This is a genomic window from Streptomyces sp. NPDC048172 (assembly GCF_043202595.1).
GTDB lineage: Bacteria > Actinomycetota > Actinomycetes > Streptomycetales > Streptomycetaceae > Streptomyces.
The window spans coordinates 264,733-284,369 of sequence record NZ_JBIDAT010000008.1; the positions used below are offsets into that span (position 1 = coordinate 264,733).

Annotated in this window: 15 protein-coding genes; 11 read left to right on the forward strand and 4 right to left on the reverse strand. The window is 73.5% G+C overall.

Features of this window, described 5'->3' with window-relative positions:
• Positions 1–99: 99 nt before the first annotated feature.
• The 6 genes from ACGF3A_RS33030 (at position 100) to ACGF3A_RS33055 (ending at position 9,201) form a co-directional block, all read left to right on the forward strand.
• Positions 100–942 (forward strand): nitrilase-related carbon-nitrogen hydrolase, encoded by an 843-nt coding sequence (locus ACGF3A_RS33030; protein WP_393734099.1) that lies wholly within the window; start codon positions 100–102, stop codon positions 940–942.
• A complete protein-coding gene (locus tag ACGF3A_RS33035) occupies positions 939–2,276 on the forward strand; it encodes an aspartate aminotransferase family protein (RefSeq protein WP_393734100.1) in 1,338 nt (445 codons plus the stop codon). Before ACGF3A_RS33030 ends, ACGF3A_RS33035 begins: the two co-directional genes overlap by 4 nt.
• 213 nt (positions 2,277–2,489) lie before the next feature.
• Positions 2,490–4,625: a protein kinase gene (locus ACGF3A_RS33040; RefSeq protein ID WP_393734101.1), complete on the forward strand. Its 2,136-nt coding sequence runs from the start codon at positions 2,490–2,492 to the stop codon at positions 4,623–4,625.
• Positions 4,626–4,692: 67 nt separating this feature from the next.
• Positions 4,693–6,633 (forward strand): serine/threonine-protein kinase, encoded by a 1,941-nt coding sequence (locus ACGF3A_RS33045; protein ID WP_393734102.1) that lies wholly within the window; start codon positions 4,693–4,695, stop codon positions 6,631–6,633.
• Positions 6,634–6,757: 124 nt separating this feature from the next.
• Complete coding sequence (gene hydA / locus ACGF3A_RS33050; protein WP_393734103.1) at positions 6,758–8,167, forward strand: dihydropyrimidinase; 1,410 nt, start codon at positions 6,758–6,760, stop codon at positions 8,165–8,167.
• An 11-nt stretch (positions 8,168–8,178) separates the two neighbouring features.
• Positions 8,179–9,201, forward strand: a complete 1,023-nt coding sequence (locus ACGF3A_RS33055; RefSeq protein ID WP_393734104.1) for a TIGR03842 family LLM class F420-dependent oxidoreductase — start codon at positions 8,179–8,181, stop codon at positions 9,199–9,201.
• Between the two features lie 10 nt (positions 9,202–9,211).
• On the opposite strand, the gene ACGF3A_RS33060 is transcribed toward ACGF3A_RS33055, so the two are convergent.
• From ACGF3A_RS33060 to ACGF3A_RS33070, 3 genes are all read right to left on the reverse strand, one after another.
• Entirely contained in the window at positions 9,212–9,532 is a 321-nt protein-coding gene (locus ACGF3A_RS33060) for a GNAT family N-acetyltransferase (protein WP_393734105.1), read from the reverse strand.
• 4 nt (positions 9,533–9,536) lie between these two features.
• Positions 9,537–10,115, reverse strand: a complete 579-nt coding sequence (locus ACGF3A_RS33065) for a DsbA family protein (protein WP_393734106.1) — start codon at positions 10,113–10,115, stop codon at positions 9,537–9,539.
• 89 nt (positions 10,116–10,204) lie between these two features.
• Entirely contained in the window at positions 10,205–12,727 is a 2,523-nt protein-coding gene (locus ACGF3A_RS33070; RefSeq protein ID WP_393734107.1) for a penicillin acylase family protein, read from the reverse strand.
• A gap of 171 nt (positions 12,728–12,898) precedes the next feature.
• On the opposite strand from ACGF3A_RS33070, the gene ACGF3A_RS33075 reads away from it, so the two are divergent.
• The 3 genes from ACGF3A_RS33075 (at position 12,899) to ACGF3A_RS33085 (ending at position 15,464) form a co-directional block, all read left to right on the forward strand.
• Entirely contained in the window at positions 12,899–13,756 is an 858-nt protein-coding gene (locus ACGF3A_RS33075) for an SDR family oxidoreductase (RefSeq protein ID WP_393734108.1), read from the forward strand.
• An 85-nt stretch (positions 13,757–13,841) separates the two neighbouring features.
• A complete protein-coding gene (locus tag ACGF3A_RS33080) occupies positions 13,842–14,879 on the forward strand; it encodes an enoyl-CoA hydratase/isomerase family protein (protein WP_393734109.1) in 1,038 nt (345 codons plus the stop codon).
• A gap of 84 nt (positions 14,880–14,963) precedes the next feature.
• Positions 14,964–15,464, forward strand: a complete 501-nt coding sequence (locus ACGF3A_RS33085) for a pyridoxamine 5'-phosphate oxidase family protein (RefSeq protein ID WP_393734110.1) — start codon at positions 14,964–14,966, stop codon at positions 15,462–15,464.
• Here the strand turns inward: ACGF3A_RS33085 and ACGF3A_RS33090 are convergent.
• Positions 15,448–16,971 carry a short-chain fatty acyl-CoA regulator family protein gene (locus ACGF3A_RS33090; RefSeq protein WP_393734111.1) on the reverse strand — a complete coding sequence of 508 codons (1,524 nt, stop codon included), beginning with the start codon at positions 16,969–16,971 and terminating at the stop codon, positions 15,448–15,450. The two genes, ACGF3A_RS33085 and ACGF3A_RS33090, sit on opposite strands and share 17 nt — an antisense overlap.
• A 151-nt stretch (positions 16,972–17,122) precedes the next feature.
• Between ACGF3A_RS33090 and ACGF3A_RS33095 the strand changes: the two genes are divergently transcribed.
• Together ACGF3A_RS33095 and prpB are read left to right on the forward strand one after the other, a co-directional pair.
• Complete coding sequence (locus ACGF3A_RS33095; RefSeq protein ID WP_393734112.1) at positions 17,123–18,658, forward strand: MmgE/PrpD family protein; 1,536 nt, start codon at positions 17,123–17,125, stop codon at positions 18,656–18,658.
• On the forward strand, positions 18,658–19,569 hold the full coding sequence (prpB, locus tag ACGF3A_RS33100; RefSeq protein WP_393734113.1) for a methylisocitrate lyase: 912 nt from the start codon (positions 18,658–18,660) through the stop codon (positions 19,567–19,569). The genes ACGF3A_RS33095 and prpB overlap by 1 nt, the downstream gene beginning before the upstream one ends.
• Positions 19,570–19,637: the final 68 nt, after the last annotated feature.

The following is a 19,637-nucleotide window of genomic DNA, read 5'->3' on the forward strand; positions in this document are numbered from 1 at the left end:
GGGGTTCTTGTCAGCGGCCCGGCCGGGACTTACGGTCACATCCTCACGTATATCTACGCGTGTCGCACAGGCTTGCCGTCTCCACCGAAGGAGCTGTTCATGCCCGAGGTCGTACGAGCCGCACTGGTGCAGGCCACCTGGACCGGGGACACCGAGTCCATGATCGACAAGCATGAGGAGCACGCGAGAGAGGCGGCCCGGCGCGGCGCGAAGGTCATCGGCTTCCAGGAGGTCTTCAACGCGCCCTACTTCTGCCAGGTCCAGGACCCCGCGCACTACCGCTGGGCCGAGTCCGTGCCCGACGGGTCGACGTGCCGGCGGATGCGGGCCCTCGCCCGGGAGACCGGCATGGTCGTCGTCGCGCCCGTCTTCGAGGAGGACGGCGCCGGGTTCTACTACAACACCGCCGCCGTCATCGACGCCGACGGCACCGTGCTGGGCACCTACCGCAAGCACCACATTCCGCAGGTCAGGGGCTTCTGGGAGAAGTTCTACTTCCGCCCGGGCAACCAGGGCTGGCCGGTCTTCGACACGGCCGTCGGCCGCGTCGGGGTCTACATCTGCTACGACCGCCACTTCCCGGAGGGCTGGCGCGAACTCGGCCTGTCCGGCGCCCAGCTGGTCTACAACCCCTCGGCCACCTCGCGCGGCCTCTCCGCCTACCTCTGGCAGCTCGAACAGCCCGCGGCGGCGGTCGCCAACGAGTACTTCGTCGCGGCCATCAACCGCGTGGGCGTCGAGGAGTACGGGGACAACGACTTCTACGGCACGAGCTATTTCGTGGACCCGCGCGGGCAGTTCGTGGGGGAGGTGGCGAGCGACAAGGAGGAGGAGCTGGTCGTCCGCGACCTCGACTTCGGAATGATCGACGAGGTGCGGCAGCAGTGGGCCTTCTACCGGGACCGGCGGCCGGACGCGTACGGAGGGCTGGTGCAGCCGTGACCGCGCAGAGGGATCCGCACGACGAGCTGCACGCCCGGCACCGGGCCGTGCTGCCCGACTGGCTCGCGCTCTACTACGACCGCCCGCTGGAGATCACCCACGGCGAGGGGCGGCACGTCTGGGACGCCGAGGGCAACCGCTACCTCGACTTCTTCGGCGGCATCCTCACCACCATGACCGCGCACGCGCTGCCCGAGGTCGCCAAGGCCGTCAGCGAGCAGGCCGGGCGCATCCTGCACACCTCGACGCTCTACCTGGACCGGCCCATGGTCGAGCTGGCCGAGCGCGTCGCCTCGCTCTCCGGCATCCCCGACGCGCGGGTCTTCTTCACCACCTCGGGCACCGAGGCCAACGACACGGCGCTGCTGCTGGCGACCGCGTACCGCCAGTCGAACCAGGTCCTGGCGATGCGCAACAGCTACCACGGCCGCTCGTTCTCCGCCGTCGGCATCACGGGCAACCGCTCGTGGTCGCCCTCGTCCCTCTCGCCGTTCCACACGCTGTACGTGCACGGCGGGGTGCGCACGCGCGGCCCGTTCGCGGGCCTGGACGACGCCGGGTTCACCGCCGCCTGCGTCGCCGACCTGGAGGACGTGCTCGGCCAGACGCACGGGAACGTCGCGGCGCTGATCGCCGAGCCCGTGCAGGGCGTCGGCGGCTTCACCTCCCCGCCGGACGGGCTCTACGCCGCGTTCCGCGAGGTCCTCCAGCAGCACGGCATCCTCTGGATCAGCGACGAGGTGCAGACCGGCTGGGGCCGTACGGGCGACCACTTCTGGGGCTGGCAGGCCCATGACGCGGCGGGGCCGCCCGACGTCCTCACCTTCGCCAAGGGCATCGGCAACGGGATGTCGGTCGGCGGCGTCGTCGCCCGCGCCGAGGTCATGAACTGCCTCGACGCCAACTCCATCTCCACCTTCGGCGGCAGCCCCGTCACCATGGCGGCGGGCAACGCGAACCTGGCGTACCTGCTGGAGCACGACCTCCAGGGCAACGCGCGGCGCGTCGGCGGGCTGCTGCTGGAGCGGCTGCGCGCCGCCTCCGCCGGGCTCGGCGTCGTCCGCGAGGTGCGCGGCAGGGGACTGATGATCGGCATCGAGCTGGTGCTGCCCGGCACGGACGCGCCCTCGCCCGAGGCCGCCTCGATCGTGCTGGAGACGGCGCGCGAGGGCGGGCTGCTCGTCGGCAAGGGCGGCGGTCACGCCACCGCCAGCGTCCTGCGGATCACCCCGCCCCTCTCCCTCACCGTGGCCGAGGCGGAGGCGGGCGCCACCGTCCTCGAACGGGCGCTCCGCAGGGCCGAGATCGAGCTGGGCGGCGCGGTCGCCCCGTAGGTCCCGTCCCCCGGTTCCGCCACCGGTTCTGCCCCGGGGCCCGTCCGGATTCCGGACGGATTCCGGACGGGCCCCGGAGGGGTTCCGTCCAGGTTGCGTCCAGGTCCCGTCGCGTGGGCCGGAGATGGCTGACAGGGCCAAGAACCGGACCACAACGGCGTACGATCGCTTCGCAGTTGACCGGATGGGACCACGGACAGCTCGGGGGAGTGGATGGAGCCGTTACGGGCGAGCGACCCGCGGCAGATCGGCGAGTACCGATTATTGGGGAGGCTCGGCGACGGGGGGATGGGCAGCGTCTATCTGGCGCAGTCGTCACGGGGCCGGACCGCGGCGGTCAAGCTGGTCCGGAGCGAACTGGCCGAACACCCGGCGTTCCGGCTGCGGTTCGAGCGGGAGGTCCGGGCCGCGCGGCAGGTGACGGGCGAGTGGACGGCGCCCGTGCTGGACGCCGAGCCCGACGCGCCGCAGCCCTGGCTCGCGACCGGCTACATCCCGGGCATCTCGCTGACGGACGCGGTCGAGGGGCAGCCCGATCCGCTGCCGGAGCGCACCGTCCGCATCCTCGCCAACCGGCTCGCGCTGGCCCTGGGCAGCGTGCACGAGGCGGGGCTCGTGCACCGGGACGTGAAGCCGTCGAACGTCCTGGTCACCATCGACGGCCCGCGGCTGATCGACTTCGGCATCGCGCGGGCGCTGGAGCACACCGGCGACATCCAGCTCACCCGGACCGGCGCCGTCGTCGGCTCCCCGGCCTTCATGTCGCCCGAACAGGCGCGGGGCCAGCGGCTGACGGCGGCCAGCGACATCTTCTCCCTCGGCTCCGCGCTGGTGTTCGCGGCGACGGGCCGCGTCCCCTTCGGCGACGAGTACCTCGCCGCGCACGCGGTGCTGTTCCGCGTCGCGGAGGACGAGCCGGATCTCGCCGGGGTGCCGGACGGGCTCAGGGAGTTGTTGGACGCCTGCCTGGAGAAGGACCCCCGGGCGCGCCCGGGGCTCGCGGAGATCGTCGCGCGGACCGCCGACCCCGGGGGCGACCCGGGGCCCGGCCGGGGAGAGGCCGGAGAGAGCGGCGTCACCGAGCCGTGGCTCCCGGCCGGACTGGTCGCCCAGCTGGGCCAGCACGCCGCGCGGCTGCTCGACGCGGAGGTGCCGGGGGCGCGGGAGGCGGCGGACCGCGCGGCCGACGCGTACGTGCGGGCGCCCGTGCTGCCGGAGTCCCCCGAGCCGCCCGAGATCCCCGAACTCCCCTCGGAATGGTCGGAGTGGGCCGAGACCACCTGGTCGGCGTCGGACGGCCCGTCCGGAGGCGCCGGTGCGGGAGCCGGAGCGAGGTCCGGTGCCGGTGCGGGTGCCGCCGTCGCCCCCTCGCTGCCGCCCGTCACTCCTGCCGGTCCGCCGCACGGCCCGGCGCCCCGCGAGGAGCGGAGACCCCGGCGCGTACGGGCCGTGATGGGCGCCCTCGTGGCCCTCGCGCTGATCGCGGGCGCCGGGACGCTCCTCGCCTTACTGGGCCCGGACCTGCGCGGCGGGGAGGGCACGGGCGAGGCGGCCCCGCCGCGGACGACCGGGGCGCAGGGGAAGAACGAGGGCACGGACGGCGCGGGGCCCCGGCCCGCCTCCGGCGGCGAGGTGCCCCACAAGTACCTGGGCACCTGGCAGTCCGCCGTCCGGAAGCCCGACGGCGACGGCGTCGTCACCCAGCACGTCGAGATCGAGCAGGGCCGCGAGGGCGACACCGTCGCGAAGACCGTCAGCGTCTACAAGGACAACCTCTGCTACTCCGAGGGGAGCCTCGTCTCCTCGAAGGGCGGCCTGCGGATCAAGAGTGAGATCTCCCAGAGCCGCGGCTCCCAGAAGCCCTGCCCCCAGCACACCAGGCAGAAGCTGGCCCACAAGAACGGGGCGCTGGCCTGGAGCGCCCCCGGGCGGCGTGAGACGGTCTGGCTCGACCGGGTCCAGAAGGAGCGGGAGAAGCTGGTGCCCGAGGCCATGATCGGCCAGTGGAAGATGACGCGCGAGGCGGCCAAGGAGGGCGAGGACATCCGCGTCGACTTCTACCAGGGGCCCGTCGGAGACGCCCTGATGAACTTCGAGTTCACCGGCCGGGGTTCGAAGGAGGCGTGCGAGTGGGTGAAGACCCTCGGCGCGGTCGAGGACGGCGCGCTCATCTACGGAGGTCTGACCGGCCCCATCGCCGCGTGCGGCGACGGCAGCGACCTCGCGGTGCCCATGGTGGGCATGACGATGCGGGTGCCGATGCGCGTCACGATGAACGGCGCCGACGAGGTCCGGTTCAACAACCCCGTGGACCCCGGAAGGTCCGTGATCCTCGAACGCGCCGACTGACCCCTCCCGTACCCCCAGCACGTACGATCGCCCGGGAGTTGACCGTGTACGGCTCTTGGGGGAGTGGATGGACGCGCTACGGGCGGGGGACCCGCGGCAGATCGGGGAGTACCGGCTGCTGGGGAGGCTCGGCGAGGGCGGCATGGGCAGCGTCTACCTGGCGCAGTCCTCGCGCGGACGGACGGTCGCGGTCAAGCTCGTCCGGAGCGACCTGGCGGAACGGGCGGACTTCCGGCGGCGGTTCGCGCGCGAGGTGCGCGCCGCACGGCAGGTGGGCGGCGAGTGGACGGCGCCGGTGCTCGACGCCGAGCCCGACGCGCCGCAGCCGTGGCTCGCGACCGGCTACCTCCCGGGCGTACCGCTGGACGACGCGGTACGGGCGCAGTCCGAACCCCTGCCCGAGCGCACCGTCCGCATCCTGCTGAACCGGCTGGCGCTCGCGCTGGGCAGCGTGCACGGGGCCGGGCTGATCCACCGCGACGTGAAGCCGTCGAACGTCCTGGTCACCCTCGACGGTCCGCGCCTGATCGACTTCGGCATCGCGCGGGCGCTGGAGCCCGCCGACGACACGCAGCTGACGCGCACGGGCGCCGTCGTCGGCTCGCCCGCCTTCATGTCCCCCGAGCAGGCGCGGGGCAAGGAGCTGACGTCCGCGAGCGACGTCTTCTCGCTCGGCTCCACGGTGGCCTTCGCGGCGACGGGCCGCGTGCCCTTCGGGGACGAGAACCTCTCCTCGCACGGGCTCCTCTTCAGCGTCGCCGAGGACGAACCGCGCCTCACGGGCGTACCGGAGGGCCTGCGGGACCTGCTCACCGCCTGCCTGGCCAAGGACGTGGCCGCACGCCCCGGCCTCGACGAGATCGTCGCCCGTACGGCCGACCCGGAGGGCGAGCCGGGGCCTGGCGGGCGGGGCGACGGCGGGCGGGGCCCCGACGGGCGGGGCGACGGCGCGGCGGAGCCGTGGCTTCCGGCCGGTCTGGTGGCGCAGTTGGGGCAGCACGCGGCGCGGCTGCTCGACGCGGAGGTGCCGGGCGCGCGGGAGGCCGCCGACCGCGCCGCCGTCGCGCAGGTGATTCCCCCTCAGCCGCCCGAGCCGCCCGCCACGGGCTTCGGCCCTCCGCCGGAGCGCGAGCGCGGCAACCGCCGCAGGACGGTCGTCCTCGCGGGCGCCGTCGCCCTCGCGCTGGTCGCGGGCGGGACGCTCCTCGCCGTACGCGCCATGGACGGGGACGGGTCCGGGGACGAGGGGAAGAAGGCGGGCGGCGGCTCCTCCGCGCGGCCCTCCCCGGGCAAGAGCCTGAAGCCCGCGCCCGGCGGTGCGCTGCCCAAGCAGTTCCTGGGCTCCTGGCAGTCCGCCCCCGAGAAGCCCGAGGGCGAGGAGGCGGTGCTGCACCGCGTCGAGGTCCAGCAGGGCGCCAAGGGCGAGCCCGTCATGACGGCCTACGGCACGTACAAGGACACCCTGTGCAGGACCGTGGCGAACCTCGTGTCGTACGACGGTGTAGTGCGCGTACGGAGCGGGCCGTCCAAGCCGTACGAGGACGGCGCGACGTGTCCCCGGCGCGCGGTGCAGGACATGGTCCACCGGAACGGCGCGCTGGTGTGGACCGCCCCCGGGCAGAAGCAGCCCGTCCGCCTCGAACGCGTACGGGGCAGCGAGAAGAAGCCCGTTCCCAAGGCCCTGGTCGGCGACTGGAGGATGACGGGCGCGGCGGCCCAGCGCAACGAGGGGACCGTCATCCGCTTCAACCAGGGCCGGGTCGACGCCGCCATGATGCGCTTCGTCGGCAAGGGGCAGAACGAGGGCTGCTCGTGGGCGAAGGTCCTCGGCGCCGCCGACGACGGCACGCTCGTCTACGCGGGGCTGCTGGGCGGCAAGGGCACGTGCGGCGAGGGGAGCGTCGACATGGCGGCGCCGGTGCGCGTCACGGCGCACGGCCCCGGCGAGGCGCGGATCACCAGCCCCGTCGAGCCGGGCAAGCCCGTCGTCCTCAAGCGCGCCCGCTGACCCCACCCGGCGGTGCGGGGGTTCTTGTCAGGGCCCCGGAGGCGACCTACTGTCGCAGCCTCACGTATGTCTACGCGTGTCGAACAGGCTTGCTGCGCTTGCTGCCCTTGTGAAGGAGCCGCTCATGCCATCCCCCGAGTCCACCGTCATCAGGAACGGCCTCGTCGTCACCGCCTCCGACGAACTCCACGCAGACGTCCTCATCGAGGGCGGCAGGATCGCCGCGCTCGCCGCCCATCACAGCGCCGCCGCCGAGTCGTTCAGCGCCGACCGGACCCTCGACGCCACCGACCGCTATGTGATCCCGGGCGGCGTCGACGGGCACACGCACATGGACTTCCCGTTCGGCGGGACCTTCTCCTCCGACGACTTCGAGTCCGGCACCCGCGCCGCCGCCTGGGGCGGGACCACGACGATCGTGGACTTCGCCGTCCAGACCAAGGGCCACGCCCTGCGCGAGGGGCTCGACCTGTGGCACGCCAAGGCCGACGGGCAGTGCGCCGTCGACTACGGCTTCCACATGATCCTCTCCGACGTCACCGACTCGACGCTCAAGGAGATGGACCTGCTGGTGGAGGAGGGCATCACCTCCTTCAAGATGTTCATGGCCTACCCCGGCGTCTTCTACAGCGACGACGGGCAGATCCTCCGCGCCATGCAGCGCACCGCCGCCAACGGCGGGCTGACGATGATGCACGCCGAGAACGGCATCGCCATCGACGTCCTCGTCGAACAGGCCCTGCAGCGCGGCGAGACCGACCCCCGCCACCACGGCGAGGTCCGCAAGGCGCTGCTGGAGTCCGAGGCCACGCACCGCGCGATCCAGCTCGCCCGCGTCGCGGGCTCGCCGCTGTACGTCGTGCACGTCTCAGCGCAGCAGGCCGTCGAACAGCTCGCGATCGCGCGCGGCATGGACCTCCCCGTCTTCGGCGAGACCTGCCCGCAGTACCTCTACCTCTCGACGGACAACCTGGCCGAGCCCGACTTCGGCGGCGCCAAGTACGTCTGCTCGACGCCGCTGCGTCCCCAGGAGCACCAGGCGGCGCTCTGGCGCGGGCTGCGGACGGGCGACCTCCAGGTCGTCTCCACCGACCACTGCCCGTTCTGCTTCTCGGGCCAGAAGGAGCTCGGGCGCGGCGACTTCTCGAAGATCCCCAACGGGATGCCGGGCGTCGAGCACCGCATGGACCTGCTCCATCAGGCCGTCCTCGACGGGCATGTGTCGCGCCGCCGCTGGATCGAGATCGCCTGCGCGACCCCGGCCCGGATGTTCGGCCTCTATCCGAAGAAGGGCACGCTCGCGCCCGGCGCCGACGCGGACGTCGTCATCTACGACCCGCACGCCGAGCAGACGCTCTCCGCCGAGACGCACCACATGAACGTCGACTACTCGGCGTACGAGGGCAAGAGGATCACCGGCCGCGTCGAGACCGTCCTCTCCCGGGGCGAGACGGTCATCGACCGGCGGACGTACACGGGCCGCGCCGGACACGGCCAGTACGTGCCGCGCGGCATCTGCCAGCTCTTGAACTGAGGGGGCACGCCATGGACTTCGGGATCGTCCTGCAGACCGACCCGCCCGGCTCGGCCACCGTCGGGCTGATGCGCCGCGCCGAGCGGAACGGCTTCCGCTACGGCTGGACGTTCGACTCGCCCGTGCTGTGGCAGGAGCCGTACGTCATCCACAGCCGCATCCTCGCCCACACCACGCAGCTCACCGTGGGCCCCATGGTCACCAACCCGGGCAGCCGCGCCTGGGAGGTCACCGCCTCGACCTTCGCGACGCTCAACGAGATGTACGGCAACCGCACCGTCTGCGGCATCGGGCGCGGCGACTCGGCGATGCGCGTCGCCGGGCGCAAGCCGAACACCCTCGCCCGGCTGGGCGAGGCCATGTCCGCCATCCGCGACCTCGCCGAGGGCCGCGAGGCCGTCGTCGACGGCACGCCGCTGCGGCTGGCGTGGGTGCGGGACGGGAAGCTGCCGGTGTGGATGGCGGCGTACGGGCCGAAGGCGCTGGCCCTGGCCGGGCGGGAGGCGGACGGCTTCATCCTCCAGCTCGCCGACCCCGTGCTCACCGCGTGGATGGTGCGCGCCGTCCGGCAGGCCGCGACGGACGCGGGGCGCGACCCCGCCGAGGTCACGATCTGCGTCGCCGCGCCCGCCTACGTCTGCGAGGAGACCCCGGAGGCGCTGGCCCACGCGCGCGAGCAGTGCCGCTGGTTCGGCGGCATGGTCGGCAACCACGTCGCCGACCTCGTCGCCCGCTACGGGGAGCACTCCGACATGGTCCCCGAGGCCCTGACCTCGTACATCAAGGAGCGTGAGGGGTACGACTACGCGCACCACGGGCGGGCCGGGAACCCGGACACCGCCTTCGTGCCGGACGAGATCGTGGACCGCTTCTGCGTGATCGGGCCCGAGCACGCGCACGTGGCCCGGCTCCGCGAGCTGGCGGGCCTCGGTGTCGACCAGTTCGCGGTCTACGCGATGCACGACACGAAGGAGCGCACGATCGACGCGTACGGGGCGGGGATCATCCCCGTGGTGGGGGCGGGGACCGGCTGAGCGCGCGGGGTCAGGCCCGGTCGCCGTCCTTCTCCTTCTCGTAGACCAGGTCCTGGTACTCGGGGTGCTTGCGCAGGTAGCTCGCGAAGAAGGTGCAGACGGGCACCACCTTGAGCCCCTCCTCGCGGGCCGCGTCCAGCGCGGTGCGGGCCAGCGCGCCGGCCACGCCCCGGCCCTCGTAGGCCAGGTCGACCTCGGTGTGCGTGAAGGCGACGACCTGGGACGAGCGCATGTACTGCGCCACCCCGGCGACGGCGTCCCCGAGCGTGGCCTCGTAACGGCTCTCGCCGGGGTTGTCGGTGACGGTGACCGTGACGTCGTCGTCGGCCATGGCCCTACCCTTCCTGCAGCTGAGCGATGAACATCTCGGGTGTCACGGCGTGCCCCGTACGGTCGAGGACCGCTACGGGGCGCTCGCCGAAGAGCACGGTCGGGGTCCCCTCGACGCCGCTGTCCTCGAAGGCCTGCGAGACGTCCTCGACCCAGGACTCGAAGGCGTACTCCAGCACGGCGTTCTCGAACTCGGGGGAGCGCAGTCCCTCGACGTCGTTCGCCAGCCCGAGCAGCGTGCGGGGCTCGGCGAAGCCGTCGTGCTCCTCGTGCGGCTGGTTCGCGTAGAGCGCCCGCAGGTACCCCAGGAACTCGGCCTGCCCGGTGTTGGCGGCGGCCCCGAGGGCGTTCAGCGCCTGGTGGGAGCCCTTGCCGCCGAGCGCCTCGTCGAGGAACGTCGCGAAGTGGTAGTGCAGCCGGAACGTGCCCTCGTCGGCGAGGTGCCGCAGGGTCTCCCCGAGCCCGTTCTCCATGCGCTTGCAGTACGGGCAGCGGGGGTCGGCGTAGACGTGCAGGACGGGTCCCGCCGACTCGCCGTACACGACGGTGGTGCCGCCCTGGCCTGTGGTGTGCGCGGGGATCATGAGGCCAGCCTCGGCGCGCGCCCGCGCGCGGGCAACAGCGGACGGGCCATTGGGGTGGCCCGCCCGCCGGAGTGCCGCTCAGCCGTCGCTCAGTCGTCGCTCACGTGCTCCGTCCGGAGGCCGGGGGCCTTCCGTACATCGCGCTCGCAGAAGCGCTCCTTCACCATGCGGCTCGCGCCGAACAGCTTCGTCTGGTCGCTGTAGTGCGGCGAGCGCGGGTTCTGCGACTGGGAGTACGTCAGGAGGGTCCGGGCCTGGACAGGACAGGTCCTGTCCTCGCCCTTCCCCTTGCCGCCGAAGGTGACGGCCTGGATGTAGCTGGAGCCGTTGTCCACCTCCCGGTAGTCGCCCTTCGCGTCGTCCCAGACGGCGCGCGTCTGGTTCCAGGTGCCCAGGGCCTCCGTGCTGCCCGGGAGGGAGATCTTCTCGCCGTTCCGCACCACGTACTGGTGGTCGCGGAGCCGCGCGTCGAGCGGGATGCCGTGCCGGTCCAGCTCGGCGACCGCGTCGGCCAGGGCCGTACGGAACGCGGGCGCGGCCGTGTTCAGGTCGCGCGGCGTGCTGACGGGCGACGCGGGGTCGAACGGGGCGCGCCACAGCTCGCCGGGCTTCGCCGCGGCGTACAGCTTCTGCCAGAACCGGTCGAAGAGCAGCGCGCCCTTGCTGCCGGTCTTCGACGTACGGTCCCAGTCCGCGAGGACCTGGCACGCGCGGGAGACGTCCACGGGCTTGCCGTCGCTGCCGGGCGCGGTGCCGCCGGGGAGCGCGGCGCAGGCCTTCGCGGCGTCGGCCGCCGCCATGTCGCCGGTGACCACCCGGTTGGCGAACTGCTGCTTCTGCAGGTCGTCGAGGGTCACCCCGCCCTTGGCGGCCATCGCGGAGACGTCCTCGATGCCGCCGCGTGTGCGCAGCCGGCGCGGGGTGTCCTGGTCGCCGAAGATCCGGCCGTAGCCGGTGAGCGGGCGGGGGGCGTAGGTGAGCCAGGGGCTGTCGTTGGAGTTCTCCACGTACGGCGTGTCCTTGACGACCGGGGTCTCCGAGGGGCCGAAGGTGCCCTTCTGGAGCGCGCCGGGGCCCGTCTCGGGGGCGCAGTCCGCGCGTGAGCCGTCGAGGACCGCGAGCCCGGCAGCCGGGAACGTGATCTTGCCCAGCGGTGTGCCGCAGCGCTCCGCCAGCTCGTCCGTGACGCGGGGGAGGACCTGCCCCTGGGCGAAGTAGCTGTGCCCGGCGGAGTCGGCGGCGATGGTGTTGACCCACGGCAGCCCCTGCGTGGTGCGCAGCACCTTCGCCATGCCGTCCACCGAGCGGGCCTTGCTGAAGCCGAGCCCGGCCTGGGAGAGGCGGAGGTTGGTGGCGTTGGGGTCGTTGAGCGCGTACGCCGTCCCGGCTGTCCCGCCCGCCCCGGCCGTCCAGGGCAGGTCGATCCCTTCGAGCGAGGTGACGACGGGGCCGTAGCGGGTCCACCACTGGCTACGGGTGATCTGTTTGCCGTCCTTGTCACGGACGGTCACCTTCCGCTCCGTCATGCGCTCGGTCTTCCCATCGACCGTGTACGCCGTCGGGTCGGCCGGGTCGAGGGTGAGCTGGTGCAGGTTGAGGGTCGTGCCGGTGGCGACCGTATGGCTCCAGGCGACGTGCTTGTTGTGCCCGATGGAGACGGTGGGCGAGCCCAGCAGCGAGCCGCCGGAGGCGTCCAGTTCGCCGGGGATGGTCATGTGCGACTGCCAGAAGCGCCGCCCGCCCGACCACGGGTAGTGCGGGTTGCCGAGCAGCGCGCCGCTCCCGCTGGCCGTGGTGGAGCCGTGGAAGGCGACGGCGTTCGAGCCCATGTCGGCGTCGCGCCGGTCGAAGAGCCGCCGCGCGGCACGCTCGGTCGCCCGCTTGGCGGGGGGCTTGGCGGCCTTCGCGCCCTTCCTCGCAGTGGCGCCCGGCGGCTGCGCCGCCGTGATGCCGTCCGCGGCCAGGCCCTGGCCGCCGAGGACGGAGAGCGCGAACGCGCGCCGCGCGACGTCCGTCGCGGTGATCGGCTTCACCCAGGACCTGCCCTTGCAGGCGGGGTCGGTGATCTCGTCGCGGTGCTCGCGCAGCCACGCGTTGTACCCGGCGGCCCAGCCGCGCGAGAGCGCGCGCATCTCGCGGCTGATCCCGGCGGGCGGCGGCTGCTCCAGCAGCTTCTCGACCGTACGGGCCTTCCGTACGCCCGTGAAGAACTGGTCGCTCGCCAGGTTGGTGCCCGCGGACGAGAGCGAGCCGTCGGGCTTCCCCTGGGCGCCGAAGTGGCGGGAGCGCTCGCCGCGCAGGGTGGTGAAGCCGTCGGCGAGGACGCAGATCTGGTCGGTGGCCTGTGCCCAGCCGTTGCCGAAGCCGAGGCCTGGATAGTCCTTCGCGGTGATGTGCGGGATGCCGTACTCGGTCCAGCGGATGGTGGCGGAGTATCCGGAACCGGAACCGGAACCGGAACCGTGGTCCTGCGGGTCGTCGGCGCGGGGCGCCGCGGTGGCCTGGAGGGCGCCCGCGGGCAGGGCGGTCGCGGCGAGCAGCAGAGCGGCACCGGCGAGGGCGGCCTTGCGGATCTTCCGGGTCGTGCGGACGGCTCTGAGCCGTGTGCGCATCGTGCCTCCCAACGAGAGTGCGGGCAGGGCCCGTTGAGCGTACCGATCGGTCGGTATGGCGGGAAGAAGGGCGAACGGGTGGACGGCGCGTTGACTTCAACCTGACTTCAAGTAGGAGGGTCTTTCCCAGGCGCCGCCCCCACCGGGCGGCTCGGACCGAAGGAGCATGCCGTGATTCTCGTGACCGGAGCGACGGGCAGTGTCGGCGGCCAGGTGGCCTCGCAGCTCCACGCCGCGGGCGTGGACGTACGGGCGCTGGTGCGCGACCCCGAGAAGGCGAAGCGGGTCCTGCCGGACGGGGTCGAGGCCGTGCGCGGAGACCTCACCGATCCGGCGAGCCTCGACGCGGCCCTGGACGGCGTCGACGCGGTCTTCCTGATGTGGCCGCTCTTCGGCTGGGACGGCGCGGACGAGGTCGTGGCGACGATCGCCCGGCACGCGCGCCGCGTCGTCTACCTCTCCACGATCGGCGCCTCCGACGACGACACGAGCGAGGTGGAGGAGGGCATCCTCGGCTTCCACACCGTCCTGGAGCGGCTGGTCAGGAAGTCCGTCCCGGAGTGGGTCACCGTCCGCCCCGGCGGCTTCGCCACCAACACCCTGGGGTGGGCGGCCCAGACCCGCGCGGGCGACACGGTGCGCATGCCGTACCCCGGCGCCGCGCGCTCGATGCTCCACGAGGCCGACATCGCCGCCGTCGCGGTCAGGGGCCTGCTCACGGACGAACTCCTGGGCACCGCGCCCGAGTTCATGGGCAACGACGTGCTGACGCAGGCCGAGCAGGTGGAGGCCATCGGCCGCGCGCTGGGCCGTACGCTGCGCGTCGAGGAGACGCCCTACGACGAGGCCGTCAAGGACCTGGTGGAATCGGGCGTCCCCGAGGACTACGCGCACGGCATCCTCGAAGCCCACGCCGAGATGCAGGCCAACCCGGTGCCCACGGACACCGCCTTCGCGGAGCTGATGGGGCGCCCGCCGCGCACGTACGGCGAGTGGGCGGCCGACCATGCGGCGGACTTCCGGGGCTGAGGGCGGAAAACCGCTGTGGGAAGATCGTCCGGGCCGCCCGCGCGGTGCGGTCCGGCACCTCCCGCTCCTGGAAGGAACCACGCGCATGCCGCACGAGGAAGAGGTCCTGACCGGCGTCGACGGACGTCTCGGGCGCATCACCCTGAACCGCCCCCGGGCGCTGAACGCGCTGACGCACGGCATGGTCCGGGTGATCGACGCCGCGCTGGCGGAGTGGGAGGGCGACCCCTCGGTCGAGGCCGTCGTGCTGACCGGCGCGGGGGAGCGGGGGCTGTGCGCGGGCGGCGACATCCGCGCGATCTACGAGGACGCGCGGGTACGGGGCGGGGCCTCGGGCCCGTTCTGGCGCGACGAGTACCGGCTGAACGCCCGTATCGCGCGCTACCCGAAGCCGTACCTGGCGGTGATGGACGGCATCGCGATGGGCGGCGGCGTCGGGCTCTCCGCGCACGGCAGCCTGCGGGTGGTCACCGAGCGCTCGCGGGTGGCGATGCCGGAGACCGGCATCGGCTTCTTCCCCGACGTCGGCAGCACGTTCCTGCTCTCCCGGGCGCCGGGCGAGCTCGGCACGCATCTCGCGCTGACCGGCGCCGCGATCGGCGCGGCCGACGCGCTGCTGTGCGGGCTGGCCGACCACTTCGTGCCCTCCGCCGAACTGCCCGCGCTGCTGCGGGACGAGCTGACGGAGATGCCCGTACGGGAGGCGCCGCCCGGCGAACTCGCGGCGGCGCGCGAGTGGATCGACACCTGTTACGCCGCGGACTCCGTCGAGGAGATCGTCGAGCGACTGCGCGCCGAGGGCTCGCGCGGCGCGAAGGAGGCCGCCGAGACCCTGGCGGGCCGCTCGCCGACCTCGCTGAAGGTCACGCTGGCCGCGCTGCGCCGGGCCCGGGAGCTGGACACGGTCGAGGAGGTCCTGGAGCAGGACCACCGGCTCGGATGCGCCCTCCTGGACTCGCCGGACCTGGTCGAGGGCATCCGGGCCCAGATCGTGGACAAGGACCGGAACCCGCGCTGGAACCCGGCCTCGCTCGACGGCGTGAGCGACGCGGACGTCGAGCGCTTCTTCGCCCCGCGAGGGGACGGCGGGATCGGCCTCGTCCCGGAGGACCGCAGCTCGTAGGGTGAGCCGGTGCACGGGCGTTCCCGTGCACGGACGTTCCCCGTGCGCGGGCGTTCCCGTACACCGGCGTTCCCTGGAGGCGTGATGGCGGACTTGAGTGCGGCGGACGGGCCGGGGACCGGCATGTGGGAGACGGTCCCCCGGCTGCTCGGCGACTGCCGCTACCTCGTCCTGGCCACCGCCGACGGCCAGGGGCTGCCGTGGGCCACCCCCGTCTTCTTCGCCGCCCACGACGAGGACCGGCTCTACTGGGTGTCGGCACCGGACAGCAGGCACTCCCGCAACCTCGCCGGACGCCCGGACGCGGCCGTCACCGTCTTCGACTCCCACGCGCCCGTGGGCGGCGCAGAGGCGCTCTACCTCGAAGTGACCGCGGGACCTGCCGACGATCCCGTCGCGGCCGTGGCGGCACTGAACGCCCGTCTCCCCGAGGACAAGAAGCTGACCGACGAGGACCTCGCGCCCTCCGGATCGCTCCTCGCGTACCGCGCCGACGTACGGCGGCACTTCGTGCTGGTCCGGGGCGGGGACTCACGCTTCGACAACGTCACGGACGGCCGTCTCCGCGTCACCCGCCCTCAATAGGAGGGGCGGCGGGTGAATCCACCGGGTACGGCACGGTCGTACGCCGGTCCGGGTCGACCGTGAGGCGGCCGCCCGCCGGGGGGCGGGCGCGCTGGGCGCAGTCGCGGCGCTCGCAGATGCGGCAGCCGAGGCCGATCGGGGTGGCCGCGCGCGGGTCGTCGAGGGCGACGCCCTCCGCGTGGACGAGCCGGTGCGCGTGGCGCAGCTCGCAGCCGAGCGCGACGGCGAACTCGGCGCGCGGCGCGTGGTGCCCGTAGCCGCCCCGGGTCACGGTGCGCGCCACCCAGAAGTACCGCTTGCCGTCCGGCATCTCCGCGACCTGGGTGAGGATCCGGCCCGGCGCGGAGAACGCCGCGTAGACCGTCCACAGCGGGCAGGTGCCGCCCAACCGGGAGAAGTGGAAGTCGGTGGCCGACTGACGCTTGGAGATGTTGCCCGCGCGGTCGGCGCGCAGGAACGAGAACGGCACCCCGCGCCGCCCGCTGCGCTGCAGGGTGCTCAGCCGGTGGCACACCGTCTCGAAGCCCACCCCGAACCGGGCCTGCAGCAGCTCGATGTCGTACCCGGACTCCTCGGCGGCCGTGTGGAACGCGGTGTACGGCATGAGCAGCGCGCCCGCGAAGTAGTTCGCGAGGCCGATACGGGCCAGGCCCACCGCCTCCGGCGAACCCAGCTCCGTACGGCCGCCGTTGCCGTCACCGCCGCTCGCGAGCGTGTCCAGCAGCGGGCCGTGCTCCAGCAGCGCGAGCTGCGTGGCGAGCTGGAAGGCGCGCTGCCCCTCGCTCAGCCACGGCGACAGGTACAGCAGCCCGCTCGCGGGGTCGAAGCGGCGCGCGTCGGCGCCCCGGCGCGGTGCCGCGTGCACGACGCGCACCCCGTGCCGGGCGGCGAGCCGCTCCTCCAGCGGCCCGGCGGCGCGCTCCGCGCCCGGGCCGGGGCCCGGGCCCGGCTCGCCGGTGAGGCCCAGCACTCCGGCCAGGTGCTCGGCGGCGGTGTCGAGCGACGCGAAGTGGTTGTGGTGGGCGTAGAAGAAGTCCCGCACCTCGTCGTGCGGTTCGGCGGGCAACGGCGCGGGGACCGTGCGCTCGCCGGGCGCCGCCAGCGCCGCGGCGCGCTCGGCGGCCGCGCGGTAGCGCTGGTGCAGGGCCACCAGGGCGCGCGCCGCCGCCGGGTGGTCGCGGGCCAGGTCGGCGGCCTCCTCCGCCGGGACGGAGACGCCCGCGGCCTCGTCGGCGAGCGCCGTGCGCAGGTCCGTGGCCAGCCGCTCCTCGTCGGCCTCCGAGAAGAACTCCGGCTCGACACCGAGGACTTCGGCGAGCCGCAGCAGCACGGGCGCGGTGAGCGGGCGCTGACTGTGCTCGATCTGGTTGAGATAGCTCGTGGAGAGGCCCAGGGCGCGGGCCAGCTCGACCTGGTTCATGCCGCGCTCGCGGCGCAGCTTGCGCAGCTTGGCGCGGGCGTAGATCTTCGGCTTCGCGGTCCTCGTGGTCCTAGCGGTCCTTGCCATTCTGCGAAGTTAGCATCCGCATCTTTCGCAGAATTCGCCGTTCGGTGCCCCTGAGATGGAGGGATTCCGCAGCCTGGAGGCCTCGCGGAGGTGGTGGGGGAAGAGGGATGCTCGATGCGTACAGAGCGGTTCGTACGGCCCGAGGAGTCCCGTGATCGACCATCAGGTACGTGTCCACGCCAGCGCCGCCCGGCTGCCGCGCGAGGAGCAGCTCGCATGGCGGCTGGCCGCCGTCGCCACCAGCATGCAGGGCGCCGCTGAGCTGGACCCCGAGGCCGCCGCGATGGCGGTCAACAGGGTCATCGACAACGCTGCCGTGGCCGTCGCCTCCCTGCGTCGCCGCCCCGTCGCCGTGGCCCGCGCGCAGGCGCTCACGCGCACGGCGGCGCCCGGCGCCTCGGTCTTCGGTGCCTCGGTCTTCGGCGCGGCCCCCGGCGTCCGTGCCGCGCCCGAGTGGGCGGCCTGGGCCAACGGCACCGCGGTGCGTGAACTCGACTTCCACGACACCTTCCTGGCCGCCGACTACTCCCACCCCGGCGACAACATCCCACCCCTGCTCGCCGTCGCCCAGCACACCGGGCGCGGCGGCGCGGACCTGCTCCGCGGGATCGTCGCCGCGTACGAGGTCCATGTCGCGCTCGTGCGGGGGATCTGCCTGCACGCGCACCGCATCGACCACGTGGCGCACCTCGGCGCCGCCACCGCCTGCGGGCTGGGGGCGCTGCTGGGGCTGGACACCGCGACCGTGTACCAGGCCGTCCAGCAGACCGTGCACACCACGACCGCCACCCGGCAGTCCCGCAAGGGCGAGATCTCAAGCTGGAAGGCGTTCGCGCCCGCCTTCGCGGGCAAGGCCGCGATCGAGGCCGTGGACCGCGCGATGCGCGGCGAGAGCGCCCCCTCGCCGGTCTACGAGGGGGAGGACGGCTTCCTCGCCTGGATGCTGGACGGCCCCGCCGCCGCGTACACGGTCTCCCTCCCGGAGCCCGGCGAGGCGCGGCGCGCGATCCTCGACACGTACACGAAGGAGCACTCAGCCGAGTACCAGGCGCAGGCCGTCATCGACCTGGCCAGGCGGCTGCGCACCCGTACCGGCCCGCTCGCGCGCGTACGGGAGATCGTGCTGCACACCAGCCACCACACCCACCAGGTGATCGGCTCCGGCGCCCACGACCCGCAGAAGTACGACCCCGAGGCCAGCCGCGAGACCCTCGACCACTCGGTGCCGTACATCCTCGCCGTCGCGCTGGAGGACGGGGAGTGGCACCACGAGCGTTCGTACGCGCCCGAGCGTGCCCGGCGCCCGGAGACCGTCGCGCTCTGGCGGCGGATCACCACCGTCGAGGACCCGGAGTGGACCCGCCGCTACCACCACCCGGACCCCGCCCGACGGGCCTTCGGCGGGCGCGCGGTCGTCACGCTGGAGGACGGCACGGTGATAGAGGACGAGCTCGCCGTCGCCGACGCGCACCCGGCGGGCGCGCGCCCGTTCGACCGGGAGGCGTACGCGCGCAAGTTCCGCGCCCTCGCCGAGGGGATCGTCGTGCCCGGCGCCCAGGACGCCTTCCTCACCGCCGCCGGACGGCTGCCGGAGCTGGGCGCCGACGAGCTGGCCGGGCTCTTCCCCGCCGTGGACACCGCCGCCCTCGCCGCCTACGACGCCACGCTCCCGAAGGGGCTGCTCTGATGCACACCAGCACCGCCCGCGCCACCCCCGCCGACCGGCGCCGCCTCTTCCGCGAACAGCTCGCCTCCGGGCGGCTGTTGCGGATGCCGGGCGCGACCAGCCCGTACACCGCACGGCTCGTCGAGGAGCACGGCTTCGAGGCCGCCTATCTCTCGGGAGCGGTCCTCGCCGCCGAACTCTGCCTGCCCGACATCGGGCTGACCACCTCCACCGAGATCGCCGCCCGCGCCCAGCAGGTCACCCGCGTCACCGACCTGCCGGTGCTGATCGACGCCGACACCGGCTTCGGCGGCCCCGTCAACGCCGCCCGCACCGTCCAGCTCTTCGAGGACGCCGGGCTCGCCGGGCTCCACCTGGAGGACCAGACCGCCGTGAAGCGCTGCGGGCACCTCGACGGCAAGACCCTGGTGAGCCGCGAGGAGATGGCCCAGCGCGTCCGCGCCGCCGCCGGGGCCCGCCGCGACCCGGACTTCCTGCTGATGGCCCGCACCGACGCGCGCGCCGTGGAGGGGCTGGCCGCCGCGATCGACCGCGCGAAGGCGTACGTCGACGCGGGGGCCGACGCGGTCTTCCCCGAGGCACTCGCGGACGTACGGGAGTTCGCCGCGTTCCGCGAGGCCCTGGACGTGCCACTGCTCGCCAACATGACCGAGTTCGGCAAGAGCCCGCTGCTCACCACCCGGACCCTGGAGGAGCTGGGGTACAACGTCGCGCTCTACCCCGTCACCCTCTTCCGCCTCGCCAACGGCGCGATCGAGGACGGCCTGCGCACCCTCGCCATCGAGGGCACCCAGGAGCCCCTGCTCCCGAGCATGCAGACCCGCGCGCGGCTCTACGAGGTGCTGGGCTACGCGGACTGGACCGCGTTCGACCACACGATCCACGACTTCACCTTGCCGCCCGGGGGGTGACCGTTGCCGGTTCCGCGGGGGTGCCCCTGCGGACCGCTGCCGACCGCGAGCGCGTCGTGGCCGGTCGC

What these genes read in the sequence shown, in the direction of transcription:
- ACGF3A_RS33030 (WP_393734099.1), top strand. Translation starts at nt 100, where the DNA reads ATGCCCGAGGTCGTACGAGCCGCACTGGTGCAGGCCACCTGGACCGGG.
- ACGF3A_RS33055 (WP_393734104.1), top strand. Translation starts at nt 8,179, where the DNA reads ATGGACTTCGGGATCGTCCTGCAGACCGACCCGCCCGGCTCGGCCACC.
- ACGF3A_RS33090 (WP_393734111.1), bottom strand. Translation starts at nt 16,971, where the DNA reads ATGGCAAGGACCGCTAGGACCACGAGGACCGCGAAGCCGAAGATCTAC.
- ACGF3A_RS33060 (WP_393734105.1), bottom strand. Translation starts at nt 9,532, where the DNA reads ATGGCCGACGACGACGTCACGGTCACCGTCACCGACAACCCCGGCGAG.
- ACGF3A_RS33080 (WP_393734109.1), top strand. Translation starts at nt 13,842, where the DNA reads ATGCCGCACGAGGAAGAGGTCCTGACCGGCGTCGACGGACGTCTCGGG.
- ACGF3A_RS33085 (WP_393734110.1), top strand. Translation starts at nt 14,964, where the DNA reads ATGGCGGACTTGAGTGCGGCGGACGGGCCGGGGACCGGCATGTGGGAG.
- ACGF3A_RS33070 (WP_393734107.1), bottom strand. Translation starts at nt 12,727, where the DNA reads ATGCGCACACGGCTCAGAGCCGTCCGCACGACCCGGAAGATCCGCAAG.
- prpB (WP_393734113.1), top strand. Translation starts at nt 18,658, where the DNA reads ATGCACACCAGCACCGCCCGCGCCACCCCCGCCGACCGGCGCCGCCTC.
- ACGF3A_RS33040 (WP_393734101.1), top strand. Translation starts at nt 2,490, where the DNA reads ATGGAGCCGTTACGGGCGAGCGACCCGCGGCAGATCGGCGAGTACCGA.
- hydA (WP_393734103.1), top strand. Translation starts at nt 6,758, where the DNA reads ATGCCATCCCCCGAGTCCACCGTCATCAGGAACGGCCTCGTCGTCACC.
- ACGF3A_RS33065 (WP_393734106.1), bottom strand. Translation starts at nt 10,115, where the DNA reads ATGATCCCCGCGCACACCACAGGCCAGGGCGGCACCACCGTCGTGTAC.
- ACGF3A_RS33045 (WP_393734102.1), top strand. Translation starts at nt 4,693, where the DNA reads ATGGACGCGCTACGGGCGGGGGACCCGCGGCAGATCGGGGAGTACCGG.